The organism is Paracoccus salipaludis (assembly GCF_002287065.1).
Taxonomy (GTDB): domain Bacteria; phylum Pseudomonadota; class Alphaproteobacteria; order Rhodobacterales; family Rhodobacteraceae; genus Paracoccus; species Paracoccus salipaludis.
This window is the reverse complement of record NZ_NSJZ01000001.1, coordinates 468935-495297: the sequence shown is the minus strand read 5'-3', so window position 1 is coordinate 495297 and position 26363 is coordinate 468935. Positions and strand designations below refer to the sequence as shown.

28 protein-coding genes are annotated in these 26363 nt (G+C 67.5%); 7 read left to right on the top strand and 21 right to left on the bottom strand.

Translation table 11 applies throughout. From position 1 onward, the window contains the following. Position 1 precedes the first annotated feature (1 nt). The 9 genes from CK240_RS02370 to pyrH form a co-directional block, all read right to left on the bottom strand. Positions 2 to 850, bottom strand: coding sequence for an OmpH/Skp family outer membrane protein (locus tag CK240_RS02370; protein ID WP_095638710.1), 849 nt, complete (start codon positions 848 to 850; stop codon positions 2 to 4). Next, positions 850 to 3246, bottom strand: a complete 2397-nt coding sequence (gene bamA, locus CK240_RS02365; protein ID WP_095638709.1) for an outer membrane protein assembly factor BamA — start codon at positions 3244 to 3246, stop codon at positions 850 to 852. Before bamA ends, CK240_RS02370 begins: the two co-directional genes overlap by 1 nt. Positions 3247 to 3346: 100 nt before the next feature. Further along, entirely contained in the window at positions 3347 to 4681 is a 1335-nt protein-coding gene (gene rseP, locus CK240_RS02360) for an RIP metalloprotease RseP (protein WP_095638800.1), read from the bottom strand. Next, positions 4678 to 5853 (bottom strand): 1-deoxy-D-xylulose-5-phosphate reductoisomerase, encoded by a 1176-nt coding sequence (dxr, locus tag CK240_RS02355; RefSeq protein ID WP_095638708.1) that lies wholly within the window; start codon positions 5851 to 5853, stop codon positions 4678 to 4680. Before dxr ends, rseP begins: the two co-directional genes overlap by 4 nt. A gap of 1 nt (position 5854) precedes the next feature. Then, on the bottom strand, positions 5855 to 6670 hold the full coding sequence (locus tag CK240_RS02350) for a phosphatidate cytidylyltransferase (RefSeq protein WP_095638707.1): 816 nt from the start codon (positions 6668 to 6670) through the stop codon (positions 5855 to 5857). Next, positions 6667 to 7404, bottom strand: coding sequence for a polyprenyl diphosphate synthase (gene uppS, locus CK240_RS02345; protein ID WP_095638706.1), 738 nt, complete (start codon positions 7402 to 7404; stop codon positions 6667 to 6669). The genes CK240_RS02350 and uppS overlap by 4 nt, the downstream gene beginning before the upstream one ends. A 4-nt stretch (positions 7405 to 7408) precedes the next feature. Then, positions 7409 to 7972 carry a ribosome recycling factor gene (gene frr / locus CK240_RS02340; RefSeq protein ID WP_095638705.1) on the bottom strand — a complete coding sequence of 188 codons (564 nt, stop codon included), beginning with the start codon at positions 7970 to 7972 and terminating at the stop codon, positions 7409 to 7411. A gap of 87 nt (positions 7973 to 8059) precedes the next feature. After that, positions 8060 to 8959: an MBL fold metallo-hydrolase gene (locus tag CK240_RS02335; RefSeq protein WP_095638704.1), complete on the bottom strand. Its 900-nt coding sequence runs from the start codon at positions 8957 to 8959 to the stop codon at positions 8060 to 8062. Positions 8960 to 9012: 53 nt separating this feature from the next. Next, positions 9013 to 9774, bottom strand: a complete 762-nt coding sequence (pyrH, locus tag CK240_RS02330; RefSeq protein ID WP_095638703.1) for a UMP kinase — start codon at positions 9772 to 9774, stop codon at positions 9013 to 9015. 50 nt (positions 9775 to 9824) lie between these two features. Between pyrH and miaA the strand changes: the two genes are divergently transcribed. Together miaA and CK240_RS02320 are read left to right on the top strand one after the other, a co-directional pair. Continuing rightward, positions 9825 to 10727, top strand: coding sequence for a tRNA (adenosine(37)-N6)-dimethylallyltransferase MiaA (miaA, locus tag CK240_RS02325; protein WP_095638702.1), 903 nt, complete (start codon positions 9825 to 9827; stop codon positions 10725 to 10727). 79 nt (positions 10728 to 10806) lie between these two features. Next, complete coding sequence (locus CK240_RS02320) at positions 10807 to 11733, top strand: AraC family transcriptional regulator (protein WP_095638701.1); 927 nt, start codon at positions 10807 to 10809, stop codon at positions 11731 to 11733. 424 nt (positions 11734 to 12157) lie between these two features. Here CK240_RS02320 and CK240_RS02315 read toward each other — a convergent pair whose 3' ends face one another. The 3 genes from CK240_RS02315 to CK240_RS02305 form a co-directional block, all read right to left on the bottom strand. Next, the gene (locus tag CK240_RS02315; RefSeq protein ID WP_095638700.1) at positions 12158 to 12973 is read right to left on the bottom strand and encodes an RlmE family RNA methyltransferase; all 816 of its coding nucleotides are present in this window, start codon (positions 12971 to 12973) and stop codon (positions 12158 to 12160) included. Then, positions 12973 to 14097, bottom strand: coding sequence for a Ppx/GppA phosphatase family protein (locus CK240_RS02310; protein ID WP_095638699.1), 1125 nt, complete (start codon positions 14095 to 14097; stop codon positions 12973 to 12975). The genes CK240_RS02315 and CK240_RS02310 overlap by 1 nt, the downstream gene beginning before the upstream one ends. A 142-nt stretch (positions 14098 to 14239) precedes the next feature. After that, positions 14240 to 15409, bottom strand: coding sequence for a Hint domain-containing protein (locus tag CK240_RS02305; RefSeq protein WP_095638698.1), 1170 nt, complete (start codon positions 15407 to 15409; stop codon positions 14240 to 14242). Between the two features lie 298 nt (positions 15410 to 15707). Here CK240_RS02305 and CK240_RS18595 point away from each other — a divergent pair, with 298 nt between their 5' ends. The 5 genes from CK240_RS18595 to CK240_RS02280 all read left to right on the top strand — a co-directional run bounded on the left by CK240_RS18595 (position 15708) and on the right by CK240_RS02280 (position 20600). Further along, complete coding sequence (locus CK240_RS18595) at positions 15708 to 15878, top strand: hypothetical protein (protein ID WP_095638697.1); 171 nt, start codon at positions 15708 to 15710, stop codon at positions 15876 to 15878. Between the two features lie 3 nt (positions 15879 to 15881). After that, the gene (locus CK240_RS02295) at positions 15882 to 17063 is read left to right on the top strand and encodes a vWA domain-containing protein (protein ID WP_095638696.1); all 1182 of its coding nucleotides are present in this window, start codon (positions 15882 to 15884) and stop codon (positions 17061 to 17063) included. A 42-nt stretch (positions 17064 to 17105) separates the two neighbouring features. Further along, positions 17106 to 17792, top strand: a complete 687-nt coding sequence (locus tag CK240_RS02290) for a M48 family metalloprotease (RefSeq protein ID WP_095638695.1) — start codon at positions 17106 to 17108, stop codon at positions 17790 to 17792. A 149-nt stretch (positions 17793 to 17941) separates the two neighbouring features. After that, positions 17942 to 19147, top strand: a complete 1206-nt coding sequence (locus CK240_RS02285; protein WP_095638694.1) for a hypothetical protein — start codon at positions 17942 to 17944, stop codon at positions 19145 to 19147. 97 nt (positions 19148 to 19244) lie between these two features. Beyond that, positions 19245 to 20600: a cytochrome P450 gene (locus CK240_RS02280; RefSeq protein ID WP_095638693.1), complete on the top strand. Its 1356-nt coding sequence runs from the start codon at positions 19245 to 19247 to the stop codon at positions 20598 to 20600. Here CK240_RS02280 and CK240_RS02275 read toward each other — a convergent pair. The 9 genes from CK240_RS02275 to CK240_RS02245 form a co-directional block, all read right to left on the bottom strand. Then, positions 20597 to 20989, bottom strand: a complete 393-nt coding sequence (locus CK240_RS02275) for a group III truncated hemoglobin (protein WP_095638692.1) — start codon at positions 20987 to 20989, stop codon at positions 20597 to 20599. The genes CK240_RS02280 and CK240_RS02275 overlap by 4 nt on opposite strands. A gap of 45 nt (positions 20990 to 21034) precedes the next feature. Then, entirely contained in the window at positions 21035 to 21853 is an 819-nt protein-coding gene (locus tag CK240_RS02270; RefSeq protein ID WP_167649948.1) for a CHAD domain-containing protein, read from the bottom strand. 544 nt (positions 21854 to 22397) lie between these two features. Continuing rightward, on the bottom strand, positions 22398 to 23078 hold the full coding sequence (locus CK240_RS19140) for a hypothetical protein (protein ID WP_240517249.1): 681 nt from the start codon (positions 23076 to 23078) through the stop codon (positions 22398 to 22400). Between the two features lie 30 nt (positions 23079 to 23108). Beyond that, on the bottom strand, positions 23109 to 23414 hold the full coding sequence (locus tag CK240_RS19135; RefSeq protein ID WP_276303282.1) for a type I restriction enzyme HsdR N-terminal domain-containing protein: 306 nt from the start codon (positions 23412 to 23414) through the stop codon (positions 23109 to 23111). A 211-nt stretch (positions 23415 to 23625) separates the two neighbouring features. Beyond that, a complete protein-coding gene (locus tag CK240_RS02260; RefSeq protein WP_095638690.1) occupies positions 23626 to 23886 on the bottom strand; it encodes a hypothetical protein in 261 nt (86 codons plus the stop codon). Next, on the bottom strand, positions 23883 to 24497 hold the full coding sequence (locus CK240_RS02255; RefSeq protein WP_167649947.1) for a hypothetical protein: 615 nt from the start codon (positions 24495 to 24497) through the stop codon (positions 23883 to 23885). The genes CK240_RS02260 and CK240_RS02255 overlap by 4 nt, the downstream gene beginning before the upstream one ends. A 112-nt stretch (positions 24498 to 24609) precedes the next feature. After that, entirely contained in the window at positions 24610 to 24783 is a 174-nt protein-coding gene (locus CK240_RS18590; protein ID WP_167649946.1) for a hypothetical protein, read from the bottom strand. A 314-nt stretch (positions 24784 to 25097) separates the two neighbouring features. Beyond that, complete coding sequence (locus CK240_RS02250) at positions 25098 to 25517, bottom strand: hypothetical protein (protein ID WP_135058777.1); 420 nt, start codon at positions 25515 to 25517, stop codon at positions 25098 to 25100. Between the two features lie 72 nt (positions 25518 to 25589). Next, positions 25590 to 26027 (bottom strand): hypothetical protein, encoded by a 438-nt coding sequence (locus tag CK240_RS02245; protein WP_095638687.1) that lies wholly within the window; start codon positions 26025 to 26027, stop codon positions 25590 to 25592. Positions 26028 to 26363: the final 336 nt, after the last annotated feature.

Here is a 26363-nt window from a genome sequence, read left to right as displayed (position 1 = left end):
GTCAGGGAGAGCCCTGCGGTTCGGGCCCGGGCTGAGGGGCGGGACTGCCGGCGGGATCGGGCGTTCCCCTGCCCTCGGCCGCACCGGCTCCGGCCTCGGTTTGCGCGCGGTCGGCGGCGATGATCTCGCGTCCGTCGCCCAGTTCGGCGTCCAGCGCGGCGATGGTGGCGGCCGTGGCGTCGATCCGTTCGTCCGCGATCAGCACCGTGCGCTGATCCAGCACGACCAGCGCCCCGCGCGCGGCCATCACGCGCCCCAGGACGGGGGCCGCGGCCTGGAAGAACAGGGCGCGGTCGCGCTCGGCCGTTTGGGTCAGCGCCTCAAGCGCGGCCTGCCGTTCCGCGCGGACCGCGACCACCCGCTCGTCGAAGCGGGCGGCGCGGGCGCGGAACTCTTCGGGGGACAGGGTGGCGCGGGCGGCGGTCAGGGCATCCTCGTCCGCGACGAGATCGGCAAAGGCGCGGTCGTTGTCAGCCGCGACCTGCCGGGACTGGGCGGCAAGCTCGGCCTGGGCGCGCAGGCCCCAGCGCGACTGGCGGTACATCGCCTCCTGATCAACCGTCAGGACGGCGCGGCCGAGCGCCTGCACGGCGCCGTCGAGCGACCCGGCGGAAGGAGCGACCCTCAGGGGCGCCCCGTCCTGCACCGGCCGCGTGGGCTGGGCGCCCGATGCCGGCGGAAGACCCGGCCCGGCAAGGCCGTTGCCCTCCGTTGCGGGCGATGCGGCCGGCAGGCCCGGCGCCTGCGGCATGGGCGGCGAAAGCGGAAGATCCTGCGCCAGGACCGGCGCCGCCCCAAGCAGGGCGGCCAGCACCAGGACTCCGCCCGCCTGCCCTGCCGAGCGACCCATCAGAACCGGGTCGAGATCGACAGGTCGAAGGGCTGATCCTCGTCGTAATCCTCTTTCTTGACCGCCTTCGACAGGTTGAAGCGCAGCGGGCCCACCGGAGTCGTCCAGAACAGCGACACGCCGACCGAGGCGCGCACCCTCATGGAGTCGTCCACCGTGCCGTCCACGAATTCGGTCAGATCGCCGTCGTTATCGCGATCGTTGGTGTCGCGGTTGTAGCCCTCGGCGTTGTCCAGCCCCCAGACCGAGCCTGCATCTGCGAAGATGCCGCCCGAGATGCCGTATTCCTCGGGCAGGCCCAGCGGGAACTGCGCCTCGGCCCGCACGGCCCAGAAGAAGTTGCCGCCCAGCGCGTCCTCGTTCGGCGCGTTCAGGTCGCGCGGCCCGTAGCCGTTCGACTCGAAGCCCCGGATCCGGCCGGTGCCCCGGAAGCGGTCGGTGATGCGGCTTTCCGTGTCGTTCAGCATGACCAGCGCGCCCGCCTCGAACTCGGCCCGCAACGCGACCTCCTCGCGCCAGGCACGGCTTTCGACGCCGGCCAGCATCGTGGTCGTCACCGACTCGACATCGCCGCCCAGGCCCGCGAAATCCTGGCTGAAGCGCAGCTTCCAGGTGGTCAGCGGGTCCAGCCCCGTGCCGCGCGTGTCATAGTTGTAGCTGTAGCCGAGGGCCGAGGTGACGCGTTCGCCCTGTTCGCCCACGAGGATGGGGGACGATCCGCCGAACTCGCCCGTTTCGGGGCTGATCTCGACGGGGTCCACGTCGAACAGCTTGTCCTTGCTCAGGCGATAGCCCACTTCGAGCCGCCCGTTGGGGCTAACGGGAAACTCCAGCCCGGTGGAAATGCCTATGCTGCGCGTGTTCAGCTTCGCGTTGTCGTAGTCCGAGGTCCGGTACCAGGTCGAGAACCGGGCGCGCAGGTCGCGGCCCAGGAACGCAGGCTCGATGAACGAGAAGTCGAAGCCCTGCGAACCGCTCGCGGTCGAGAAGGCCAGGTTCACCGTCTGGCCGCGGCCGAGGAAGTTCGTTTCGGACAGCGAGGCGTTGAAGCCCACGCCCTGGCTTGCGCCGTAGCTTGCCCCGAAGCCGAGGCTGCCGGTCGGCTGCTCCTCGACGTTGACGTCCACGATGACCTGCTGGGGGCTGGAGCCTTCGCGGGTTTCCACTTGGGCGTCGCTGAAATAGCCCAGGGCCCGGATGCGCTCGGCCGAGTTGCGGATCTCGCGCGGGTTCAGGGGATCGCCCTCGACGGTGCGGAACTGGCGGCGGATCACCTCGTCCAGCGTCGTGGTGTTGCCCTCGATGTCGATGCGTTCCACGAAGATCTTGGGGCCGCGGGTCAGGGCGAAGGTCAGGTCCAGCGTCTGGTTGCGGGGGTTGCGGGTCACGCGCGGCTCGATGCTGAGGAAATCCGCGCCCTGCTGGATCGCCAGCGCCTCCATGCGGCGGATCGTGTTCTCGACCGCCTGGGGACTGTAGACCTGCCCCGGCCGCACCCGGTTCTGCGCGACATAGGCGTCGGCGGCCAGGCCCGGAACCTCGCTGATCACATCGACCCGGCCGAAGGTGTAACGCGGGCCTTCGTAGATGTTGTAGGTCACGTAGAAGGCGTCGCGTTCGCGCGCCACCTCGGGCGCCACGGCCTGCACCCGGAAGTCGGCGTAACCGCGCGAGCGGTAGAAGTCCGTCAGCAGCTGCTCGTCCAGCTGGGTGCGTTCCGGCGCGAAGACGTCGCGGCGGATGAAGTTGCGCAGGATGCCCGCCTGCTTGGTCGCCAGCACGTTGCGCAGGCGGCGGTCCGAAAAGGCGCGGTTGCCGGTGAAGCCGATGCGCTCGATCTCGGTCAGATCGCCTTCGCGGATCTCGAAGACCAGATCGACGGCATTGCCGGGGCGGCGGATGACGCGGGGATCAACCCGCGCGGCATAGCGGCCCTCGCTGGCATAGGCCGCGGCGATGGCCTGCGCGTCCTCCTCGGCCTGGCTGGGCGAGAAGACGCGCCGCGACTGCGAGCCGACGATCTCGCTCAGCTGCTCGTCCTTGATGCGCCGGTTGCCTTCGAAGCTGATGACGTTGATCGTGGGATATTCGCTGACCCGGATGGTCAGGGTGCGGCCCTGGGGCAGGATCTCGACCGTTTCGAACAGGCCCGACTGCTGAAGCCGCTGCTGGGCGTCGTTCAGGTCGCCCAGCGACAGGTCCGAGCCCCGGCGGATGTTGGCGATGGACAGCGCCGTTTCCGCGTCCACGCCCTGCGCGCCTTCCAGCCGCACCTCGGAATAGACCACGGCCGCCGCCGGACCCGCAGTTCCCAGGACGGCCGCAAGCGCCAGCCCCGACACGAGCGCCCGCGCGCCCTTGATGCCCGGGCCAATGCCCATCGTCCGATCCGTCATCGCCCGCCCCTCGCGCCTGGCCTATCGCGCCGGTTGTCCCGGCCGCATTTGCGGCAGGATTAACCCCCAGCGGGGGCGAGTGTCAAAGCAAACCCCCGTTTCAGCGGCACAGGATGTCGTTGGAGAGGCCGAAGAACATCAGCATCAGGACCAGGGCCATGCCGATCCGGGTCAGGATATCCATGGCGCGCGCCGATGGCGGGCGGCCCGCCACGGCCTCCCACGTGTAGAAAGCCAGGTGGCCACCGTCGAGCACGGGGATCGGCAGCAGGTTCAGGAAGCCGATGCCCGCCGACAGCACCGCGACCAGCCAGAAGAAGTTGCCGGCGCCGGAACTGGCCGCATCGCCCGCAACCTCGGCGATCGAGATGGCGCCGGACAAGTTGCAGCGCCCGATCTGGCCCGTGACCATCGCCACCAGGCCCGTCAGCGAGCCCCAGACCACATCCCAGGTCTGCTGCGCCCCCATCGACAGCGCCTCGAAGGGGCCCGGCGTGCGCGTGGCGGGGTGGATATAGCCGTCGCCGCCAGTCACGCCGATGAGCCAGCGTTTTTCGAAACCGCCCCCGGCACTTGGAAGATCCTGTTCGCGCGGCACAAGAACAAAATCCGCCTCGCCCTCGTCTTCGCGCCAGACCCGCAGGGTGACGGGACGCCCTTCCGCGGCCTCGACGGCGGGCCGCAGGTCGGTGAAGCGGGTGACGGGCCGGCCCTCGACCGCGAGGATCACGTCGCCCGCGCGCAGATCGACGGCCGAGGCCGAGCTACGCGGCCCCACGCCCGAGATGCGGGCCGGCGCCACGTCAGGGGCGGTGACGGTGATCTCGGCGCCCTGCCGCAGGACGGTCCATTGCTGCTGGCGCGCGGCGGGCAGCGTTTCGGCCAGCCGGAACAGGGTGGCCCAGCCGTTGACGGGCTGGCCCCCGACGGCCAGCACCTCGTCGCCGGGGCGCAGCTCGTTGACGATGCCGGGGGGCGCGGGGGCGATCTCTCCCACGACAACGCGGTCGGTGGCGATACCCTGCCAGGCGATGACGCCCGCGAAGACGACCATGGCGAGGATGAAGTTGAAGACCGGCCCCGCCGCCACGGTGGCAAACCGTGCCCACAGCGGCGCGCCGCCCAGCGTCTGCCGCGCACGCGCCGGGTCAACGCTGCCATCGCGCGTGACACTGGCCGCGTCGGCGTCGCCGAGGAAGCGGACGTAGCCCCCCAGGGGGATCGCCGCCACCTGCCACACGGTCCCGCGCCGGTCGCGGCGCGCCAGCAGGCGCGGGCCGAAGCCCAGCGAGAAAACCTCGGCCCGGATGCCGGACCAGCGGCCGACAATGTAATGCCCGTATTCATGGACGCCCACGATGATCGACAGCGCCACGATGAAGGCCACGACCGTCCAGGCAAGCCCGCCCATCTGTCCGACAAGTTCCTGGATCATGCCGCCGCCGTCTGCCAGGCCGCCGCGTCCCGGCGCGCCTGCGCGTCCCAATCCAGCACCGCCTCGAGGCTGTCGGGGCTGGCCCCGAAGCCGGGGCGGCCGGCGGCGAGGTCCAGTGCATGGGCCACCGCCCCCGCCATGTCGGTGAAGCGGATGCGTCCCGCGATGAAATCGTCCAGCGCCTGCTCCTTGGCGGCGTTCAGCACCGCGCCCGCAGCCCCGCCCTGCGCGATCACCTGCCGCGCCAAAGCCAGTGCAGGCCAGCGCGTCTCGCAGGGCGCGCGGAAGGTCAGGCTGCCCTGCGCGGCAAGGTTCAGCCGGGCCAGCGGCAGCTTCTCGCGCCGCGGCCAGTGCAGCGCATGGCCGATGGCGTGGCGCATGTCGGGCGGGCCGAGATGCGCCAGCGTGCCCCCATCGATGTAGCTGACCAGCGCATGGACAATGGATTCGGGATGCACCAGCACCTCGATCCGCTCGCCCGGCAGGCCGAAGAACTCATGCGCCTCGATGACTTCCAGCGCCTTGTTGAACATCGAGGCGCTGTCGATGGTGATGCGCTGGCCCATGGCCCAGTTGGGATGGCTGGACGCTTCGGCCACGGTGGCATGGGGCAGCCGTTCGAGCGGCCAGTCGCGGAACGCGCCGCCCGAAGCGGTCAGGGTGACAAGCTCGACACCTTCCAGCTTGCCGCCCTCAAGGCACTGGAAAACGGCGGAATGTTCTGAATCGACGGGCAGGATCGTGGCGCCCGTGCGCTGCGCGGTGCCCATCAGCAGCCGTCCCGCGGCGACAAGGCTTTCCTTGTTCGCCAGCGCCAGCGTGCCGCCTCGTTCGACCACGCGCAGGCCGGGCGCAAGCCCCGCCGCCCCCACGATGGCAGACAGCGACCAGTCGGCGGCCCGGTCGGCGGCCTCGGCAATGGCCTGCGTGCCGGCGGCAGCCTCGGTCCCTGTCCCTGCCAGCGCCGCGCGCAGATCGGGCAGCAGCGCCTCGTCCGCGATCACCGCGATCTCGGCCCGCAGCGCGCGCGCCATCTCGGCCAGCCGCGCGACATTGCGCCCGCCGGTCAGGGCGACGGTCCGCCACGCCTCGGGGCCGCCCGAGCCCATCAGAAGGTCGAAGGCGCTTTCCCCGATCGAGCCGGTGGCGCCGAAGATCGAAATGCTGCGCATGTCAGCCGACGACCGGCAGCCAGCCGGCCAGCCCCAGCAGCGTCGCCGCGGCCAGCGACCCGGACATGGCGTCGAAACGGTCCATCAGCCCTCCGTGCCCGGGGATCAGGCGCGAGCTGTCCTTGACGCCGACCCGGCGCTTGATCCAGCTTTCGGCAATGTCGCCCATCTGTCCCGCGAATGCCAGAACGGGGCCGATCACGATAACGCCGGGTCCCGCCCGGCCGAGGATCACGAGGATCAGGCCCAGCAGCGCGGCGCCGATCCAGCCGGCAGCCGTCCCGCTCCAGGTCTTCTTGGGGCTGATGGCGGGCCAGAACTTCGGCCCCCCGACACTGCGGCCGACGAAATAGCCAAGCACGTCGGACAGCACGACCAGGGTGACGATCCACAGCGCCTCGCCCAGGCCAAAGGTCAGTCGGATCCACAGGATTCCCCAGGCGGCCAGCACCATCAGCAGCGCGAAACCGACATAGGCCGGGCGCAGCTCGCGCCGCGAGGCGCGCGTGCCCCAGGCGAGCGGCAGGATGAAGGCAAGCGCCCCCCAGCTTCCGGCGAACAGCGTGGCCGCCATCGCGAGGCCCGAAACCAGCCCGACGCGCACCACCTGGGGCATCCGCTGCGCAGGGACGACCAGTCGCGTCAGCTCCCACATCAGCATGGCGACCAGCACGGAAAGCCCGACGCTTGTGACCACGACCGGCAGCACCAGCAGACCTGCCCCGGCGACAAGGATGATAAGCGCCGAGCCCACCCGCTCGGCCAGGTCCGCCCACCGGCCCGAGTTCGTCACGCGGGGCAGACGCGGGGCGGTCATGCGGCGCCGAAGCGGCGCTGGCGCAGGCTGGTGCGGTCGAGAATCTCGGCCAGATGCGCCGCAGTGAAGTCGGGCCACAGCACGGGCGTGAATTCGTATTCCGAATAGGCCGCCTGCCAGGGCAGGAAGTTCGAGGTCCGCGTCTCGCCCGAGGTGCGGATCACCAGGTCCGGATCGGGATGGCCCGCCGTGTCCAGGCAGGCGGCAAAGTCGGCCTCGGCCGGCTTCCCGATCTCTCCGGCGGCGATGCGGGCCGCGAGGCGACCTGCCGCACGCGCCAGTTCGTCCCGGCCGCCGTAGTTGATGGCGACGGTGAGGTTCAGGCGGGTGTTGGCCGCCGTGCGCGCCTCGATCCCGGACATCAGGGTCTGCAGCTTGGGGTCCAGCCGCTCGCGCCCGCCGATGAAGCGCATCCGCACGCCCTCGGCGGACATGGCGTCGGCTTCGCGCCGGATGTAGCGGGCGAAGATGCCCATCAGGCCGAGGACTTCCTCGGTCGAGCGCTTCCAGTTCTCGGTCGAGAAGGCGTAAAGCGTCAGCCAGTTCACGCCCAGGTCGGGCGCGGCGCGGACGATCTGCTTGACGCGCTCGGCCCCGCGACGATGCCCGACCAGGCGGGGCCAGCCCCGCTCGGTCGCCCAGCGCCCGTTGCCGTCCATGATGATCGCGACATGGCGGGCGCGAGCCGCGCCGGGGGCGAAGGCGGGCGTGACCACAGGCGCTGCGTCGGCCATGATGTCAGACCTGCATGATTTCGGCTTGTTTCGCTTCGAGCGCCTTGTCCACCTCGGCGATCGCCTTGTCGGTCAGCTCCTGCACCGAGCTTTCCCAAAACTTCTGGTCGTCCTCGGCCATGCCCTTGGTCTTGGCCTTCTTGATCTGGTCCATGCCGTCGCGGCGCACGTTGCGGATGGCGACACGGGCGCTTTCGGCATACTGGGCCGCGACCTTGGTCAGCTCGCGCCGGCGCTCCTCGTTCAGCTCGGGGATCGGCAGCATGATGATGGTGCCGTTGAGCTGCGGGTTGATGCCGAGCCCGCTTTCGCGGATCGCCTTTTCCACCTTCCCGACCATGCTCTTGTCCCAGATGTTGATCGTGACCATGCGGGGTTCCGGCACGTTCACGGTCCCCAGCTGGTTGATCGGCGTGGGCGAGCCATAGGCGTCCACGGTGATCGGGTCGATCATGCTGGCCGAGGCGCGGCCCGTCCGCAGCGAGGAAAACTCGTGCCGCAGGCTGTCCATCGCGCCTTTCATCCGGCGCTCAAGGTCATCCGTATCGATCTCGATCTCGTCGGCCATAGGTCTGCTCGCAGGTGGTTTTTCCGCTCTATAGCCGCTTGGCGACAGGTTTGTATAGGTGCGCTGCCGCCGCAGCCGCCGAGAGCTTCACGGTTTCTCGTAGGCGCTGCCGTCCTCGGCCCGTCGTGGGCGCGAGACATACTCGCCCTGGGCGGGCACGGCGACCTCGCGGAACTGCTGCGCCAGCCGGTGCAGGGCGCCGCGCATCTCGGGGCCGCGCATGGGCTGGCCGTGGAACGGCACCGCAAGGTCGGGGTCCAGCCCGGCAAGCCTGCGCACCGATTCCTCGGCGGCGTCCCAGTCGATGGTGAAATACATCGGCGGGCCATGCATCTGCGGCTCCTGCACGGCCACGTCGTAGGCCGATTCCTGCCCCGTCGTGCAGAAGGCGTCGCCCGGGATGAGCGCGCGGTCCGCCTCGCGCCACAGCGAGACATGGCCGACGGAATGGCCGGGCGTGTGGACCCAGCGCCAGCCGGGCATGTGGGGAACGCTGCCGTCTTCGGGCAGGGCGCGAAGCCGCGCGCCCACATCGACGGGCTTCGTCGGGTAAAGCCGGGCAAGCCGCGCCATCAGTCCGCCGCCGACACTGGGATCACCGGGCGGGTAAGCGGCGGTGCCGTTCAGATAGGGGTGCTCCAGCGGATGGGCATAGACAGGCACGTCCCATTCCTCGGAAAGCTGTTCCAGGGCGCCCACGTGGTCGAAATGCCCATGTGTCATGACGATCGCGGCGGGGCGCGAGCCTTCGCCGAAGCGGGCCTGCGCCGCGCCCCGTATCAGGCCCGCCGTGCCGATCAGGCCCGCGTCCACCAGCACCCATTCGCGGTCCCCCGCCCCTGCCGGGCCGCAGAAGATGACATTCACGATGCCCAGGCGGCGATAGGCGATGTCGGGCGCGACCTCGTTCGTCTTGTCGCGGCGGGCGGCGTCCAGTTCCGGCTCGAGGGCGCTTGCCTCGTCGGACAGGGGGATCTGCTCGGACATGTCCGCCTCGCGCTTGCCTTCGGGACAGAACGAAGGCGAGAGGCTCGGGTTCCCTAGCCGTGCACGCGGGTGTAGGTGCCGTTCCCCGCCAGGATGCCGCGGAAGCCACCCGGTTCGTCCAGCGAAAAGACGATGATCGGCAGGCTGTTGTCCCGCGCCAGGGCGATGGCCGAAGCGTCCATGACGTTCAGGTGCTTCTGCAGCACCTCGTCATAGGTCACGTTGTCATAGCGCACGGCGTCGGCGTGCTTCTTGGGGTCCTTGTCATACACCCCGTCCACCTTGGTGCCCTTGAAGATCGCCTGGCAATTCATCTCGTTGGCGCGCAGCGTGGCCGCCGTGTCGGTCGTGAAATACGGGTTTCCGGTGCCGGCGGCGAAGATGCAGACGCGCTTCTTTTCAAGGTGGCGGATGGCGCGGCGGCGGATATAGGGCTCGGCCACCTCGTCCATGCGGATGGCGCTGATGACGCGGGTGTGGATGCCCTCGGCCTCCAGCGCGGCCTGCATGGCCAGGGCGTTCATCACCGTGGCCAGCATCCCCATGTAGTCGGCGGTCGCCCGTTCCATTCCCTGGGCGCTGCCCTGGAGGCCGCGGAAGATGTTGCCGCCGCCGATGACCATGCAGATCTCGGTGCCCATGTCGTGGACCGACTTCACCTCGCTGGCGATGCGGGCGACGGTCGGCGGGTGCAGGCCATAGCCCTGGTCGCCCATCAGCGCCTCGCCCGAGATCTTGAGCATCACCCGGTCGTAGCTGATGGGAGAATGGACCTGCGAGGATGCCGTCACGTTGGTCAGGTCGGTGTCGGTCATGCTCAGGTCCCCGGATTACATCGGCGCGCAAAATGCCGCAGATAGGGCGCATGATCAACACGTCCACCGCCACGTCATCCGATCGCCTGATCGAAGGGCTCGACCCCGCCCGCCCCGTCCTGATCGCGGGGCCGACAGCCTCGGGCAAGTCGGCGCTGGCACTGCGGATCGCGCAGGCGCTAGGCGGCGCGGTGGTCAATGCCGATGCGCTGCAGGTCTGGTCCTGCTGGCGGGTGCTGACCGCCCGCCCCTCGCCCGAGGACGAGGCCGCCGCGCCGCACCTGCTTTACGGCCATGTCGCGCCGGGCCGCGCCTATTCGGTGGGCGATTGGCTGGCCGAGGTGGCGGGGCTGCTGAAACAGAACCGCCCGCTGGTGATTGCCGGAGGGACAGGGCTTTACCTCACCGCGCTGACCTCGGGGCTGGCCGTGATCCCGCCGGTGCCGCCCCAGATCCGGGCCGAGGGCGATGCATGGCTTGCGCGCGGGGGCCTGTCCGGGATGGTCGAGGCGCTGGACGCCCGCACCCGCGCAGGGCTCGACCTGCGCAACCCGGCCCGCGTCCAGCGCGCCTGGGAGGTGCTGCGCGCCACCGGCCGGGGGCTGGCCGACTGGCAGGCCGAGACCCCGCCCCCGCTGGTCGCGCCAGAAGCCGCGCAGCGCATCGTCCTGCAGATGGACCGCGACCGGCTGGCCCGGCGCATCGCCCGCCGCTTCGACGCGATGCTGGACGCGGGCGCGCTGGAGGAGGTGCGGCATGCGCTGCCCCTCTGGCAGCCCGGCGCGCAATGGACCCGGGCCATCGGCGCGGCCGAGTTGAAGGATCATCTGGAAGGCCGCGCCACCCTGGCCGAGGCACGAGAGCGCGCGATCATCGCCACGCGGCAATATGCGAAAAGCCAGCGCATCTGGTTCCGCAACCGGATGCGCGGCTGGCCGACGCTCGAGGTCTGAAAGACCGGCGCGGAACGCTTAAGGGTTTCTTGGTGTTTGATCTTTACTGATCCGTCCTCAGAAACCTCCGGGGTCCACCATGTCCGCCCAGCCGAGCCGCCTAGACGAGATCCCCCTGACGCCGCAGCCTGCCGAGGCGCACCCCGCCCTGCCGACCGAGGCTGCCAACTCACCCCAGCCGACCGTCCCGGTCACGCCCTTCGCCGGTCGGCCGCGCCTGCCGGAAAGCGGCCTTCGGGTGCTGCCGCTGGACAGCTTCGTCTGGGGCGGCGCAACGGGTGCGGGCGGGCTGCGCCGGGGCCGGACGCGGGGGGACCACTGCCTGATCCGGGTGACGGCGGGCACCATGCGGATCGTCCTGCCCAGCGGCCCCGTGGATCACGGGGCCGGCAGCGTCGTCTTCATCCCCGCGGGCACCGCCTTCGCGGCCGAGCCGCAGCGGGGTGTCCGGGGGCAGGTCCTGCTGATGGCGCGCCAGATGGCCGAGCGACTGTCCCTCCCCAGCCGCATCGTCGTGGGGGCAGGTGTCAGCGACGCCTTCTCGGCCGACCTCGCCGCCCTGGCGACCCGCGCCCATGATCCGATCGCGGCGGCGACGGCCGCCTGCCGGGTCGAACTGATCGCGACGTCGCTGGAACGGCTTGCCGCCCGTCCCCGGCCCACCCAGCCCGGGCTTCCGGGCCGCGACAGCCACGCGCTTGTGCAGGCCTACCTGGAACTCGCCGGCCGAGAGATGGGGCGCGGCCGCACCATCGCCGATCTGGCTGACGCGCTGGGCACGACTGCGGCCGAGCTGGACGAAGCCTGCCGCAAGCACAGGGGCTGTTCGGCGCTGGACCTGCTGTACGAACTGCGGCTGGACCGCGCGCGGAGCATGCTGGCCGACCCGCGCCACAACCTGCCCCAGATCGCCGAGGAACTGGGCTTCACCGGCCCCGCCCACATGAACCGCGTGTTCATGGCCGCGACCGGCCGCCCGGCCGAAGCATTCCGGCGGCTGAACTGAGAGGCTGAGAGGGCCAGACGCAAGGCCGGGACATGGCGCACAACAGATGCGCCGCGTGCCATAGTGCCTGGCCAACCTGAGACGGTAGCCATCCCCGGAGTCCCCGGCGGCTGCGGAGAGAGGCAACGCGGCAGAAGTCAGCCCTGCGCACCATGGAGACTATCGGCCGACGTGCAGACCCATGCGGACTGCCGCTTTCCGCAACCATCCCGAAGATGGCGACCCTCGGCAAGGCGACGCACCCTCCGGCAAGGCGCATCTGACGTCCTCCAGGGAACCGGGCGGGACAGCCTGTTCGTCAGCCGGGTATTCCCGGCCGGTCGGACGCGCTGGCGGACACTCACCCTTCCCGAACAGCGCAGGCCGGGCACACGCACCGTCCCCCGCCGCATTCGCCGCAGCCCGGCCTGCCCCGGGCCGCGCTTCAGGCTTCCGCAGTCTCTCCGTCCGAGCCTTCCGCCGATCCCTCGCGCCCGGCCCGGTCCTGCCGCCCCCGGAAGCCCATGGCCACAACGAACTTCTCGGAGGAATCCGAGCGGCTCGCCGGGGGCTTCACGTTCGCCACCGAGGTGAAGTTCTGCTTGAGGATCGACTGCAGCCCCTGCTCGGCCCCGCCCGCCAGCACCTTGGCGACAAAGGTGCCGCCCGGTTCCAGCACGTCGAACGCGAACTCGGCGGCGGCCTCGACCAGCGCCACGATCCGCAGGTGGTCGGTGCCCTTGTGCCCCGAGGAGGCCGCGGCCATGTCCGACATCACCACGTCGGCCTTGCCGCCCAGCCAGTCCTTGACTCTCTCGTCCGCGCCTTCGGACAGAAAGTCGAGCTGGTGGATCTCGGCCCCGGCGATCGGATCGACCTCCTGCAGGTCCACGCCCAGGACGCGGCCCTGGGGCTTGCCCTTGCGCTCGCCCAGCGCATTTACCCGGCCGACCGCGACCTGGCACCAGCCGCCCGGGGCGCAGCCCAGATCGACGACCCGCGCGCCCGGTTTCAGGAAGCCGTACTTGTCGTCAAGCTCGAGTATCTTGTAGGCCGCGCGCCCCCGGTAGCCTTCCCGCTTGGCCCGCGCAACGTAAGGATCGTTCAACTGGCGTTCCAGCCACAGGGTCGAGGACAGCTTGCGGCCCTTGGCCGTCTTCACCCGCACCCGCAGGTCGCGCTGGCCGCGCCCCGAACTGCCCTTGCCCGCCCGGCTGCCGGGCTTCGTCCCGCCGCCCGAGTTGCCCGAACCAGCCGCCATCACGCCACTCCCATCAATCCATCCGAGGTCAGAACCCCGTCGCGCACCATCTGCGCATAAAGCAACCCCTCGCGCAGCCCGCGGTCCGCGACCGACAGCCGGCTTGTGGGCCAGACCCGCATCAGCGTCTGCAGGATCGCCGCGCCCGACATGATCAGCGCGTGCCGTTCCCGGCCGATCCGGGGATCGGCGCGACGCCCGTCAGGGCCAAGCGCAAGGTAGTTCTGGATGACCCGGTCGATCTGCGCCGTGGTCATCGTCAGCCCGTCCACCTTGGTCCGGTCGTAGCGCTTGAGGCCCAGATGGCTGGCCGCCACCGTCGTGACCGTGCCGGAGGTGCCGATGACCTGGAACTTGTCGTCGGCCTTGATCCCGGTCGTGTAGGGCTTGAAGCCTTCCAGCATCTGCTCGAACTGCCAGCTCATCAGGGCGAACCGCGCCGGATCGTCGGTCACGTCGTCGAACTGGTCGCGCAGCGTGGCCACGCCCAGCGGCACGCTGATCCAGTCCACCACCCGCGCGGAACCCGGCGAGCGGTCGTGGAAGCCGTCCGCCAGCCGCATGATCGCGCGGGGACGCTCGACCGGCTCGACGCCGCCGAGGTCGATCCAGACCAGTTCGGTCGAGCCGCCGCCGATATCCACCACCAGAAGCTGCTCGGTCCGAAGGCTGACAAGCGGCGCGCAGGAGATCACGGCCAGCCGCGCCTCTTCCTCGGCCGGAATGATCTCGACCGGGAGGCCGGTCTCGTGCTTGATCATCCGCAGGAAGTCGCGGCTGTTCCTTGCCCTCCGGCAAGCCTCGGTCGCGACCAGCCGCATGCGACGCACGCCATGCTGCTCGATCTTGCGCCTGCAAACCTGCAGCGCATGAACCGTCCGGATCATCGACTGACCCGAAAGACGACCTGATGCCTCGAGGCCGTGCCCCAGCTGGACCGGCTTCGAGAAACTGTCGATCACCTGGAACTGACTGCCCATGGGACGGGCAATCAGCATCCGGCAACTGTTGGTGCCCAGATCGAGGGCCGCATAAAGCGACCCGTCGTCGGGCTGGCGGGTGACGGCAGGCGAGGCCACCGGGGCCGAGGACGCGTCCGCACCCGCGGGACGCCTGGGCGTCATCTTAAACGCCCTCCGAAATCGTGTTGTGTTGAAGTTAAGCCCGTCCCGATTTCTGTTCAACCCCGGCAATCCCGTTGAGGATTCACCGGAACGAAAAAGGGGCCCGAGAGGGCCCCTTTTCGATGATCCGGTGTCGCGCGGCTTACTGCAACGGGATGCCGGCGTGACGCGCCGCGAGGTCCCGGCCCTGCCGGCCGGTCAGGAACTTGCGCGCGCCCGGCACCGTGCCTGCAGCCAGTTCGGGGAACAGCGCGAAGATCTCGGCCCGCGCCGAATCGCCCACCGCGCGCAGCGCCTGTTCGCCGGTATAAAGCGATTCGGACTGCGCCCCTTCGGCATACACGACCTCGTGCCGGTCGAAGAGCACGTGGACATAGGTGACCTCGGTCACGTCCTCGGCCAGTTCGACGCCGTCCAAGGACAGCAGGTGCTTGGCGGCAACCAGAACCTCGTCGGTGCCGAACAGGGCCTGGGCCACGGCCGAGCGCACCATCATGCGGTGCTGCGGCGAAACCAGCAGGTCGCGCTTGGGCAGCCGGTCGCCCAGCGCGCCTTTGCGGATGCGGATCGGGCGCAGGTTGGGGCTGGCGGCGAGGTCAACGGCATCCAGGGTCCGCATGCCGATCCAGCGGACGGGCTGCAGCCCGTTGTCGGCTGTCAGCACCAGATCGCCGACCGCCAGCTTCTCGACCGGGCGCTGACCCTTGGAGGTCGCCAGGCGCACGCCGGTGGTGAAGCAGGGGATCGGGGTCCAGTCGTCCGGGGGGCAATAATTGTAGTCGTTGTCCTTGTCCGGAACCGGGCAGATCAATTCGATCGAGGCGATCGGTTTTGCGGCGATCACCTCGGCGCCTTTTCCATTTTCCGGCGGGACCACGAAAGTGCGCCCCAGATCATCCTGGATTACGGTCAGGACCGTATTGGCGCAGGTGCCGTCCGCATAAGTCACCTGGGCGGTGTATTGCGAAACGCCGTCGTATTTGAAATCGCTGACCTGCTTGACTTCTCCCGACTTGCGGTCGGGCACCTCGACGGCAGGCGAGGTGCTGAACGTGTCGTAGCAACCGAAAAGGTTGTTGCCCTCGAGCTTGCCGTCCCGGTTCAGGTCACTGGTGACCGTGATGTCGACGATGTTGTCGGCCAGCGGATTGTCGTGCGATCCGAAGGTCGTACCCGACAGCCGGTGGGCCGTTTCCGAGCCGGGCAGGATTTCATATCGGTCAATGTATTGGTCGCTATGAACGTCACCAAGGTAGATGGCCTTGAACGTCGTGTCACAGCCGCCCGGCTGGGGGCAGGAACAAAAAGTCATACTGGCAACTCCGACAACCGGAAAAACTGGCTAACCACGCGGCAACAGCCGCGCGTCCCGGAGTGATGCCTCAAGGAACGGACAAATTGAACACCAATAAAGGTTAGAATTACACGCCGTCAGAGAGCTGGGGAAACGCCGCTACAATTTCTGCGCGAGCGAAATGTGGATAACTGCTGCCCGGAAGCAATTCGGAAGAACCGCTGCAGGTCTCCGCAGGCGGCCCGCCTTGCTTGTCACCCCGGTGCGATTCGCTTACAGCGGCCTCTCATCCGTCCATCCATCCGGGAAGCGGCCCATGATCGTCATCGTCGCCATCGTGCTTGGCGCCCTCCTCGGGGACCTGCGGGCGCGCCGGGCGCAGGGGAACCGCAAGGACCGCCTGCAATACGCGGCCGTCCATGCGCTCGTCTTCGCCATCGTGGCGCTGTTCGTCACGATCCTGATCGACCGCGCGCTCAGGGGCTGACGCATGTTCCGCCCGTTCCTCGACGCGCTGCGCCGCCACGGGGTTCCGGTTTCCCTGCGGGAATGGCTCGACCTGATGGCCGCGATGGAGGCCGGGGTGGCGGGCTGGTCGGTGGACGACTTCCACACCGTCGGCCGCGCGATCCTGGTCAAGGACGAACGCCACATCGACCGCTATGACCGCGCCTTCGCGGAAAGCTTCGCGGGGCTCGAGACGATCCCCGTCGAGGCCTTGGTCAGCGAGGCCGCCCTGCCCCGCGAATGGCTGGAAAAGCTGGCCGAGAAGCTGCTGACCCCCGAGGAGCGCGCCGCCGTCGAGGGCGCGGGCAGCTTCGAGGCCCTGATGGACAAGCTGCGCCAGCGCCTCGCCGAGCAGAAGGGACGCCATCAGGGCGGCAACAAGTGGATCGGGACGGCCGGCACCTCGCCCTTCGGGGCTTACGGCTACAACCCCGAAGGCGTGCGGATCGGCCAGGACGAAAGCCGCCACCGCCGCGCGGTCAAGGTCTGGGACAAGCGCGAGTTCCGGGACTTCGACGACACGGTCGAACTGGGCACCCGCAACATCAAGGTCGCGTTGAAGCGCCTGCGCCAATGGGCGCGGCATGGCGCGGCCGAGGAACTGGACCTGCCCGGCACCATCCGCGCCACCGCCGACCATGGCTATATCGACGTCCAGACCCGGCCGGAACGGCGCAATGCCGTCAAGGTGCTGCTGCTTCTGGACGTGGGCGGCAGCATGGACGACCACATCCGCGTCGTGGACGAGCTGTTCTCGGCTGCCCGGGCCGAGTTCAGGAACCTCGAGCACTTCTATTTCCACAACTGCCTTTACGAATCCGTCTGGCGCGACAACCGCCGCCGCTGGGACCAGACGGTCCCGACCTGGGACCTGCTGCACCGCTATGGCCGCGACTGGAAGGTGATCGTCGTGGGCGACGCCTCGATGTCCCCTTACGAGATCGTGGCGCCCGGCGGCGCCAACGAGCACTGGAACCCCGAGCCGGGCGAGCTGTGGCTGCGCCGCCTGTGCGAGACCTGGCCCGACCATGTCTGGCTGAACCCGGTGCCGGAACGCCACTGGGGCCATACGCCCTCCATCGGCATGATCGGCCGGATCTTCGAGAACCGGATGATGCCGCTGACACTGGAAGGTCTGACCCGGGCCATGCGCCTTCTCGGCTGACCGTCCGTTGATCGCGGGCCCCGCCGCACCCAGATTGGCGACATGAAGCTTCTTCCGATCCTGCTGATCGTCCTTTACGCCGTAGCCATGTGGCTGCTGTCGGCCTGGCGCCTTCGCCAGCAACTGACCGCGAACTCCACCCCGCTGAACGATCCCAGGCTTTCGGCGGCGCTTGACCGGCTGGGGCGCGCCATGGGCATCGGACCGGTCAAGGCGCATGTCTTCGAGATCAAGCCGGTGAACGGCCTCGCCGCGCCGGACGGGCGGGTGTTCCTGACGCGCGGCTTTCTGGACCAGTTCGACGCGGGCCGCGTGACCGAGGCCGAGCTTGCCTCGGTCATCGCGCATGAGCTGGGCCATGTCACCCACGGCCATGCGCGGCGCCGGATGATGGATTTCGCCGGGCAGAACCTTGTCCGCGTGGTGCTGGCGACGACCTTCGGCCGCTTCATCCCCTTCATCGGACCCTGGATCGCGACGCTTGTCGCCTCGGCGCTGGCAGCGAAACTCTCACGCGAGGATGAGTTCGAAGCCGACGCCTTCGCCGCCGCGCTGATGGTCAAGGCAGGCTTCGGCACCGGCCCGCAGAAGGGGCTGCTGTCGCGGCTGGACAAGCTGACCGGAATGACCGGACGCCCCGTCGACTGGCTGGCCTCGCACCCCCCGATCCCGCGCCGCATCGCCGCCATCGAGGCGCTGGAACGCCGCTGGAACCTGACTGCCGCCTGATCCGCCCGCAGGCACCTGCCGGTTCTTCCTGACCCGAACCCCCGGGGAGGCCGAAGGCCGGGGCTAAGCCCCTTCTTCGGCTCAGCAGCCCCCTGCTTGCCCCCGCTGCGCCAGGCAATATGCTGCGCGCGCAACAATCCGGGCGTCAGATGACCCGACCGTTCCGCCGCCGGGTGCTGTACATTCCCGGCTACGACCCCATCCCGCCGCGCCGCTACCGCGAGCTGTACCGCCGCGAGGGCGAGGAACAGGCGCGCATTTCCGGCTATCGGCTCGACTTCGGCCCGCGCGGCGACCGCACGGGCTTCGGCTGGGGCGTGACGGGGCATTTTCCTGAAGGCACGGCGCAGGCCGACATCGAGGTGCTGGTCTGGGCGGACGTGGTGCAGGGCTCGATGGGACGCTCGATCCCGGCGACCTACGGCCAGCTCGTGCGGACGGCATGGACCTATGTCGCCTCGGGCGCGCTGTTCCGGCTGATGCGGCTGCGGCGCGCGCCGGTGATCGCGGCGCTTTATCCCATCGTGGTGCTGCTGGCGGAACTGGCGCTGGCGCTGGCCATCGGCGGGGCGGTCTGGTCGATGGGCGCACGTCTGGCCCACTGGCTGCCGGGACTGGCTTTGGGCCTTGGCGCGGGGGCGTCGGTCCTGTGGTGGTTCCGGCGCATCGACGGGCATGTCTTCGCCTATTACCTGATGCATGACTATGCCTTCACCGCGCAGGACGGCGGGGCCTATCCGCCCGCTCTGGAAGCCCGCATCGCCGCCTTTGCCGACCGCATCGCCGAGGTGCTGGAAGGCGACTGGGACGAGTTGCTGGTGGTCGGCCACTCCTCGGGCGCCTATCTGGCCGTGTCGGTGCTGGCCGACCTGATCCGCTCGGGCCGGGCGCGGACCGACGGGCGGCTGTCGCTGCTGACGCTGGGCCATGTCGTGCCGATGGCGTCGTTCCTGCCGCGCGCGGGACGGTTGCGGGCGGACCTGCGCCATCTTTCGGCACGGCCCGAGGTCGCATGGGTGGATGTCACCGCGCCAGGGGATGCCTGCTGCTTCGGCCTCTGCGATCCGGTGGCGGTCTCGGGGGTGGAGCCGCCGGACCGGCGCGGCCCGCTGGTGCTGTCGGCGGCCTTCACGCGCACCCTGTCCCCCGAAAGGCAGCGCAAGCTGCGCGGCCGCTGGTTCCGGCTGCATTTCCAGTATCTCTGCGCCTTTGACCGGCCGGGCGACTACGATTACTTCGCCATCACCGCCGGGCCCCGGCGGCTGGCTGACCGCTATGCCGGCCGCAGCCACTCGCCCGGCCGCATTGCGCGCGCCGTCAACAACTGGCCAGGCCGCAGGACAGGTGCGCCATGACCCAAGCGCCGCGCAGCCGAAGGCGGGGGTTTCACACCCCCGCGCCCCCGTGGGGTATTTCTTCAGGAAGAAGTTCCTCTGGCCCGGGGACCGAGCGATGATCCCGCCCAAGCCGCCCACGACCGAGGGGCGCGGGGGCGTCCTGCGCTATGCCCTGCGCTTTCGGCGCGACCTGCTGTCGGCCCTGCCCGCGCGGCTTTACCGCGCCTGGATGGCCGAGTTCCGCAGCCCCCTGCTGCGCAGCGTGGTCTGCAACGACCCGGCGCTGGTCCGGCTGGTCCTGCAGGCCCGGCCGCGCGACTTTCCCAAGTCCAACCGCCTGCGCGAGGGACTTGCCCCGCTGCTGGGCCAGTCGGTCTTCGTCACCAACGGCTCGCTGTGGGAACGGCAGCGCCGCATCATCGACCCCGCCTTCGAGGGCGGGCGCCTCGGCCAGACCCTGCCCGCCATGTGGGACGCCTCGGTTTCCGCGACCCGGCGCCTCGCCGCCCATGCGGGAACCGAGATCGACGTCGAGCCGGAAACCAGCCATGCCGCCGCCGACGTGATCTTCCGCACGCTGTTTTCCGTCCCCATCGAGCACCAAACGGCGGCCGGGGTCTTCGCGGCCTTCCGCGCGCACCAGGATGCCCAGCCCATCGTGAACCTTGCCGCGCTGGTGCCGCTGCCCGCATGGGTGCCGCGCTGGCACGGGCGGGGGACCCGGCGCACGGCCGCCACCATCCGGGGCCTCATTACCCGGATGGTCGATGCCCGTGCGGCCGAGATCGCGGAATGCCGGGCGCCCGACGACCTTGCCACCAAGATCATGACCACGCCCGACCCGCAGACGGGCCGGGGCTTCACCCCCGACGAGATGGTGGACCAGGTGGCGATCTTCTTCCTGGCCGGGCACGAGACCTCGGCCAGCGCGCTCGCCTGGGCGCTGTGGCTGCTGGCCGCTGCGCCCGAGTGGCAGGACCGCGTGGCGGCCGAGGCCGCCGAGGTGCTGCGGGGGGACAGGCCCGACCTGTCCGCCGTGTCGCGGCTGAAGACCGCCCGCGCCGTCTTCCGCGAAACGATGCGGCTTTACCCGCCCGTCCCCATGATGGTGCGCGAAACTGTGCAGCCCGAATGCCTGCGCGACCGCGATCTGCCGCGCGGCACGCAGGTCGTCCTGTCCCCCTGGCACCTGCACCGGCATGAGCGGCTGTGGGACGATCCCGACACCTTCGACCCCGCGCGCTGGGACACCGAGAACGGCCGCGCCTGCGCGCGTGCCGCCTACATCCCCTTCAGCGCCGGCCAGCGCGTCTGCCCCGGCGCAGGTTTCGCCATGATCGAGGGGCCGCTGATGCTGGCCGTGATCTGCCGCGAGCTGCGGCTTTCACGGGGGACCGTGGACCCCGTGCCCGTCGCCCGCCTGACCGTGCGGGGTCGCGACGGCATCCGGCTGCGGATCACGCGGCGCTAGCGCAGGATCGGCGGACCGCCCGTGTCGCGGACGCCCATCCGCAGCCCTGCCCCGATCCGGTGGGCCAGCGCCGACCAGGCGACCGCCGTGTCGCGCGGCAGCACCCGGATCAGCGTCGCGTCGAACAGCATCAGCCAGTCGTCGAAATGCGCGGGCTTCACGTCGCCCGCCCTTCTGTGGACCTGCATCGGATTGCCGTCATAGCCCCGCTCGTAAAGGATCGCGTTGCGCCAGAATGAGGCGATGCGTTCCTCATGCGTGGGCCAGTCGGTGACATGGCCGGCAAAGATCGGTCCCAGCACCTCGTGCCGGCGGACGGCGGCATAGAAGGTCTGGACGACCCGGGAAATCTGGTCGGCGGTGACGTCGAAACGGGGCGGGATGCTCATGCGCCCGATGTGGTCCCGAAGCGTACGCGAAGCAAGGTGGCGGGCTCAGCCCCACCAGGGCCCGGCCTTGCGCAGCTTCGCCCAATGCGTCTCGGCCGCCTTGGTCGCCCGGTCGGCCCGGCGCTGGAGATCCCCCTCGAGCGACCCGCCCCGGGTATGGACGGCGATGTCGTTCAGCTCGCCAAGGTCTTCCTGCAGCTTCTCGAGGCGCTTGATGAACTTGGCGGGCTTGCGCCCGGCCATCACGGGCAGGAAGAACTCGGTCAGGTAGCGCAGCGTCTTCATGTCCTTGCGGAAGTCGTGCCGGGGCTCTTCCTGAAGCGCGGCGATCGAGTCGCCATAGGCCAGCACGCGGGTCCAGACCTCCTGCAGGGCAAGGGCGCCCAGCAATGGCGCGCCGGACAGGGCCAGTCGCCGGGCCGGCGGCCCCTTCCCCAGCAGGCGTCCGTCGCGCAGGCCGGATTCGACCCGCGCCGCGAAGGCATCGACGCCGGCCGCCTGAAGCCGGTCACGGGTTTCGCCCCGAAGCGCGAGAGCCCTGGCCGCAAGCAACTCGCGATCGGCTTCGGTGGCGAAGGACTCGACCGCCACGTCTGCTTCGCGCAGCGGACCGAGGATGCGGAAAAGATCGCGGGCCTGCCGGGACAGCTTGCGCGCCTCGTCCTTGTCCAGGATGGGCGCAAACCCCTGCAGGGCCGAGCGCAGCCGCCGCAGCGCAACCCGCGCCTTGTGCAGGCGCTCGGGGTCATAGTCGCTGGTCAGCGCGCCCAGGCTCTTGTCGAAGGCGCCTGCCTGCGTGCGCAGGACATCCTCCAGCAGTCGGGCCGCGCTGGGAATGTTGCTGTCCTTGCCGTGCCGCGCCATGTCATCATCCCCTTGAACGGGGTGAACCTGTGGCGCAACGCAGGGTTCCAGACGCGAGCGTTGGAAGGGAAACATCGGAAGGGAAAGATGGTGCTGCGAGAGAGGATTGAAAAGTCGGTTATCTAAATGAAATCAACTAGTTATTAGAGGATCTGGCACCGATTCTGACCCTGATTCTGGCACCTCTGACGCCGCGTCACTTGAGCCTTTCCAGCTCCAGGACGGTCAGGGCGCGGATCACGTCGAGGGCGAGGTCGTCGGTGTAGGTCTCGCCCTCCTGGTCGGTCACGTCGCAGCGCCAGGCCCATCGTCCGCCTTGTGTTCGGTAGATTACGCCGACTGGCTGGTGATCGCGCAGGACGATCCAGCGGTCTCTAGGTTCTGCGCGCTTCCGTGTCCATTGGGCCATGTCGAGAACTTACAAGGAATCACATAGGTTAGTATCGTTCTGAACATAATGGGAACATCGAGGATCTGGCAACCAGACATGAGAAAGCCCCGGTCGCTGGTGCGCCGAGGCCCTATCCATTTCAGGAATTAGAGCTTACGCGTAGGCTTTTACAACTGATTTAATCTCGTCAGAATACTTGTAAATATCTGCAAGGTCATCGATTTCATAGCGGCTTTCAGATTTATCTGGGCTAAAAACACCAATTCTCCTAACGCTCTTAGCATTGAAGTAGAGTCTGCAAATCGGCCTATTATTCTTGTTATCAGCAAATATCGCGCAATAGGACCTCGAGTCGCGCATAGTAATCCGCTCAACCGGCATGACACTCGCGCCTATTGCGCGAACTATCATAAACGCTTGAAGCTCGTTATCAGTAGTAACCACTTCATCTGTTGAAGCTTCCACAGGCGCAGCCGGCGGTTCCCTGGTGTCGGAGCTTGGCTTTGACGGCAGCGAGATGCTCAGCTTGTCCTGAATCCTATCCCGAACCACCTCGTCCAACGCAGCCTGCACTGCAGGGCGCAGTTGCTCCAGAACGTTCTTCGTTAGGCTGCCTTCGTAAATAGATCTACCAATCAACCTTACGAAGTCATCATTCGGCTTTTCAAGTTGCTCTTTTAGAAACGCTGCGGCGGACTCGACATATTTGAGGTTGGATGCAGCCTCAAGAATTGAACCGATGTCAAAAACGTCCTTTTGAAATCTTGCAAGCTCACTTAGTTGATTTGTATTATACGCCTGAAGGTCAAAAGAAAAGAAAGGCTTTTTGTCCATCTTGTTGGGCGCATCAATATCGGAGAAGAATCAGATATCTCTCCCATTCGTAAGCATTGCAAGCCTAGTCTCTGTAACACCAAAATATCGGTAGAGCTGTGAATATTGGGAGCTGCCTAAAGATTGGCTAATAGGCTTTATTTCTACTAAGACCTGTATCTTGCCATCAATCTTAAGTGCAAAATCGATTTTTTCACCCTTCTTGATGCCAACATCCGCGATAAACTCCGGTGTTACCTCCGAAAGGTTAAAAGGATCGAACCCGAGGGCCTGCAGCAGAGGCAGAACGACCGATGTCTTTGTAGCCTCTTCGGTTAAGGCGTGCTGTGCAGCAATATGCGATCTTTTTGCGAGTTCTTTGACTTTATCAGCGAAATCTATGACGTAACCTTGGGTGTGGCCTGCGTGAGCGACGGCGAGATGAACTATCGGGCCTACTGTCGTTGGGCGCGGTAGAATATGTCAATGACGATGCTCAGCTAAGGTCCATTGGGAACGCTGAGCCACGTGCGACAAAACGGCTACGTTAAGTCCCGGTGCTCGAGGTTCAGACAGCCCCATCCTTCAATGTCGGCCGGATCAGGCGGGCGGCACCGGAGTAGGTCCGGCCCTTGAGTTCCCACTCGTCCGCGTCGACCCAACCCGGAATCAAGTCGCGGACAACCCAGCGCTCATCCAGCGGCATCTCCCCTGCATCGTTCCAGACCGCACCACAGAGGCGGTGCAGTTCGGGTTCCTTGTGGTCGCTGGGGAAGGCGCGCTGCGAGTTCAGCGCGTCGATGAAGGCTTCGCGGGCGGTGATGGTCATGCCCTGGCGCTCCCCTCGCTGGCAGCTTTCATCTTACCGACAATCCTTTCCAGTTCGGCTATTGCAAGCTCTGCCTCGGTCGGCGGAACAGCGTAGCACGGTTCGCCTTCGCTGCGCGCCTTCTCGAAAGCCTCATAAGCTGCGTAGTCGGCTGCCTCGTCGCCTGTCTCCATCCCGGTTGAGATAGTGAAGTCCGTTGCCGCCGCGCGGTATGCCTCGAAGTCCTCGTTGATGCGGTCGAGCACTTCAGCCATCCGCCGGAAGGCAGCGGCCATGTCTTCGACCGGCGGCAGCTCTGCGTCGTCGCCCGAGCCCGTCACAATCTCCCAGACCTTTTCGTGCAGGTCGTCGAGGTCGATGTCGCCGAAGTCCTGGGGTGCCCAGTCCTGGTAGTAGGCTTCAACCGTGGCATACTTGCGGCGACGGGGGCCGAGGATCGGCTCCGAAAGGAACTTGTTGAACAAGTCAGCTTCGGACAGCAGCGGGCTGTAAACTGCCTGCTGCGCGGCGATCAGTTTGCGGAGTGCAGGGTTAATTGCCCTATAGGCTATGTCCTTGTGTTGCGCCTCGGCGCTGTTGATGTTATCCACAAGGCGAATCTTGGCGACCAAACCTGATTTGACTTGCGGACCTGCGCAGTAGCAGGGTGTCAATTTCCTGTGTGCGTGACCTTGCGTCATTTTAGCAATATTACCCAGGGCCGGCGCTGTGGGTATTTTTGTTTCAAGAAGCTGACAACACCGACTGGGCGTCGATGTCCTCGCGGGCACTCTCCGGGCAAACGAACGGTGACAGGGTCATCGCGACCTCGGTGTCGGGGTCGGCGTCGTCCTGTGCGGCTTTCACCGCCGTGGCAATCAGGTCGCGCCATTCGGCATCGTTCAGAAAGGCCGTCATTTAGTTCCCTCGTTTTTGCAATGCCGCTGAATCGCATGACGCGAATCAGCCCGCAACAGAAAAAGCGCTACTAGGGTTTAATGCGGACTTACTAAGTGCATACTTACTTTCGGGAAATAGAAAGGCCCGGCAATTACTCGCCGGGCCTTTTATGAACGCCACGAGGTCGACCAGAAAGGACGGGGTCGGTTTCTGCGCTCTGACGGGGTTATTCGTCGGTGACCAAACCGGGGCACTCGCCGTCTTTCCCCAACCTGATGCTTCTGGCACTTCGGTGTGAATGGATATGTGAATCAGGTTGACTCTCGACAAGGTCAGAGCATCGCGAGCAGCGGGTCTCTCTCCATTTCTTTCTGCTTTGCTTTCTCGGCACGATGGCGCGCAACTCGAAGCCGCGTCTGTTCCTTCTTGTGTGCCGCCTTTTCCTCGGCGGTCATGCCGGACAGGTCGGGTCGAGATACGGCGCGTGTCATGGAAACAACCGCGCCACCGTTCTCCGATGCGCGCTCTTTACGTTTCCGCGTGGCATCGCGCCCCTTGTGGAACTTGAACCAGTTTTCCTCTTCCCAGACAGCAAACTCCATTTTGGCGATCAGATGGACCGGGCGGCACTGGTCGCGGAAGTCGCAGGTGCCGCAGGTCTCGTCCTCCTTGAAGCCCAAAGCCGAGCCGAAACAACCGGGCGAAAACAGGGGTTTCTGTGTTCCGGCGGATTGAAGGGGGGTGGTGGTCATGATATGGTGTCCGGGCCTTGGCAATGACATTCGGGCCGGAAAGCGTTGGCGCGCTTCCGGCCCATTCTCGTTTCAGGCGGTGGCAGCTTTCTCTTCGATCAGGCCAGCCAACTCGGCAGCGGTGGCATCGCTCAAGCCGAGGAACGAACCGTTCTCGGAGCGAACGATCTTCAGGCCAGCCCGGCCGGTGCGCTTGATCTCCACCCCCGGCACGGCCGCGCCCGCGTCCTTCCTAGCGACCGCGCGCAGGGTCTCGGCAAAGCGGCTGGCAAGCTGGCGCTGGACGGCAAGCGTGAACTCGTTGGCGCTGATGCGGACCTCCTCGCCGTCCGCGCTGACCGTGATGCCGGGGATGCCGCGCGGGATGGTGCCCGCCTCGATCTCCTCGCGGACGTAGGCAGACAGCAGGTCAAAGACGCTGTCGCACTGCTTGGCGGCGGCGATCTGGCGAAGACGCTCCCCCATCTCCACGGGGACTGAAAAGGTGGACTGCTTGGGCGGGCGGGTCATGTGGTTCTCCTATGATATGTTAGGTTTACATTTACACCTTTGAGGCCGGACCTTCAAGGTGTAAATTTTCACCTGCGCGTGGGGCGAGCTGGACCGGGTCAGGCCGGACGGTCGGTCGCCGACAGCCGCGCAGCGGCGCGGGGCGGATGACCTGCGTTGTGGGAGATATACGGGTGCCGGGGCGGGATGACGCCTGGGAAGGTCAGCCGGGACAGACAAGCGGCAGCGGGTGCTTTCTCTGTAGACCAAGCAGGTGGTGCCCCTGTGGGGTCATACCGGGACGGGGTCACGGATGATGTAACGCTTGTCCTGCGTGAGTATACTTACTTACTTCTT

Excerpts from the sequence above, each read along its gene's own strand:
- frr (WP_095638705.1), bottom strand. The coding sequence starts at position 7,972 with ATGGCCGACGAGATCGAGATCGATACGGATGACCTTGAGCGCCGGATG.
- bamA (WP_095638709.1), bottom strand. The coding sequence starts at position 3,246 with ATGACGGATCGGACGATGGGCATTGGCCCGGGCATCAAGGGCGCGCGG.
- CK240_RS02310 (WP_095638699.1), bottom strand. The coding sequence starts at position 14,097 with ATGACGCCCAGGCGTCCCGCGGGTGCGGACGCGTCCTCGGCCCCGGTG.
- CK240_RS02280 (WP_095638693.1), top strand. The coding sequence starts at position 19,245 with ATGATCCCGCCCAAGCCGCCCACGACCGAGGGGCGCGGGGGCGTCCTG.
- CK240_RS02305 (WP_095638698.1), bottom strand. The coding sequence starts at position 15,409 with ATGACTTTTTGTTCCTGCCCCCAGCCGGGCGGCTGTGACACGACGTTC.
- CK240_RS02295 (WP_095638696.1), top strand. The coding sequence starts at position 15,882 with ATGTTCCGCCCGTTCCTCGACGCGCTGCGCCGCCACGGGGTTCCGGTT.
- CK240_RS02285 (WP_095638694.1), top strand. The coding sequence starts at position 17,942 with ATGACCCGACCGTTCCGCCGCCGGGTGCTGTACATTCCCGGCTACGAC.
- CK240_RS02350 (WP_095638707.1), bottom strand. The coding sequence starts at position 6,670 with ATGACCGCCCCGCGTCTGCCCCGCGTGACGAACTCGGGCCGGTGGGCG.
- pyrH (WP_095638703.1), bottom strand. The coding sequence starts at position 9,774 with ATGACCGACACCGACCTGACCAACGTGACGGCATCCTCGCAGGTCCAT.
- CK240_RS02370 (WP_095638710.1), bottom strand. The coding sequence starts at position 850 with ATGGGTCGCTCGGCAGGGCAGGCGGGCGGAGTCCTGGTGCTGGCCGCC.
- CK240_RS02320 (WP_095638701.1), top strand. The coding sequence starts at position 10,807 with ATGTCCGCCCAGCCGAGCCGCCTAGACGAGATCCCCCTGACGCCGCAG.
- CK240_RS02275 (WP_095638692.1), bottom strand. The coding sequence starts at position 20,989 with ATGAGCATCCCGCCCCGTTTCGACGTCACCGCCGACCAGATTTCCCGG.
- CK240_RS02270 (WP_167649948.1), bottom strand. The coding sequence starts at position 21,853 with ATGGCGCGGCACGGCAAGGACAGCAACATTCCCAGCGCGGCCCGACTG.
- CK240_RS18590 (WP_167649946.1), bottom strand. The coding sequence starts at position 24,783 with ATGACGGCCTTTCTGAACGATGCCGAATGGCGCGACCTGATTGCCACG.
- rseP (WP_095638800.1), bottom strand. The coding sequence starts at position 4,681 with ATGATCCAGGAACTTGTCGGACAGATGGGCGGGCTTGCCTGGACGGTC.
- CK240_RS02260 (WP_095638690.1), bottom strand. The coding sequence starts at position 23,886 with ATGACCATCACCGCCCGCGAAGCCTTCATCGACGCGCTGAACTCGCAG.
- CK240_RS02290 (WP_095638695.1), top strand. The coding sequence starts at position 17,106 with ATGAAGCTTCTTCCGATCCTGCTGATCGTCCTTTACGCCGTAGCCATG.
- CK240_RS02335 (WP_095638704.1), bottom strand. The coding sequence starts at position 8,959 with ATGTCCGAGCAGATCCCCCTGTCCGACGAGGCAAGCGCCCTCGAGCCG.
- CK240_RS02245 (WP_095638687.1), bottom strand. The coding sequence starts at position 26,027 with ATGACCCGCCCGCCCAAGCAGTCCACCTTTTCAGTCCCCGTGGAGATG.
- CK240_RS02315 (WP_095638700.1), bottom strand. The coding sequence starts at position 12,973 with ATGGCGGCTGGTTCGGGCAACTCGGGCGGCGGGACGAAGCCCGGCAGC.
- CK240_RS18595 (WP_095638697.1), top strand. The coding sequence starts at position 15,708 with ATGATCGTCATCGTCGCCATCGTGCTTGGCGCCCTCCTCGGGGACCTG.
- miaA (WP_095638702.1), top strand. The coding sequence starts at position 9,825 with ATGATCAACACGTCCACCGCCACGTCATCCGATCGCCTGATCGAAGGG.
- CK240_RS19140 (WP_240517249.1), bottom strand. The coding sequence starts at position 23,078 with ATGGACAAAAAGCCTTTCTTTTCTTTTGACCTTCAGGCGTATAATACA.
- dxr (WP_095638708.1), bottom strand. The coding sequence starts at position 5,853 with ATGCGCAGCATTTCGATCTTCGGCGCCACCGGCTCGATCGGGGAAAGC.
- CK240_RS02250 (WP_135058777.1), bottom strand. The coding sequence starts at position 25,517 with ATGACCACCACCCCCCTTCAATCCGCCGGAACACAGAAACCCCTGTTT.
- uppS (WP_095638706.1), bottom strand. The coding sequence starts at position 7,404 with ATGGCCGACGCAGCGCCTGTGGTCACGCCCGCCTTCGCCCCCGGCGCG.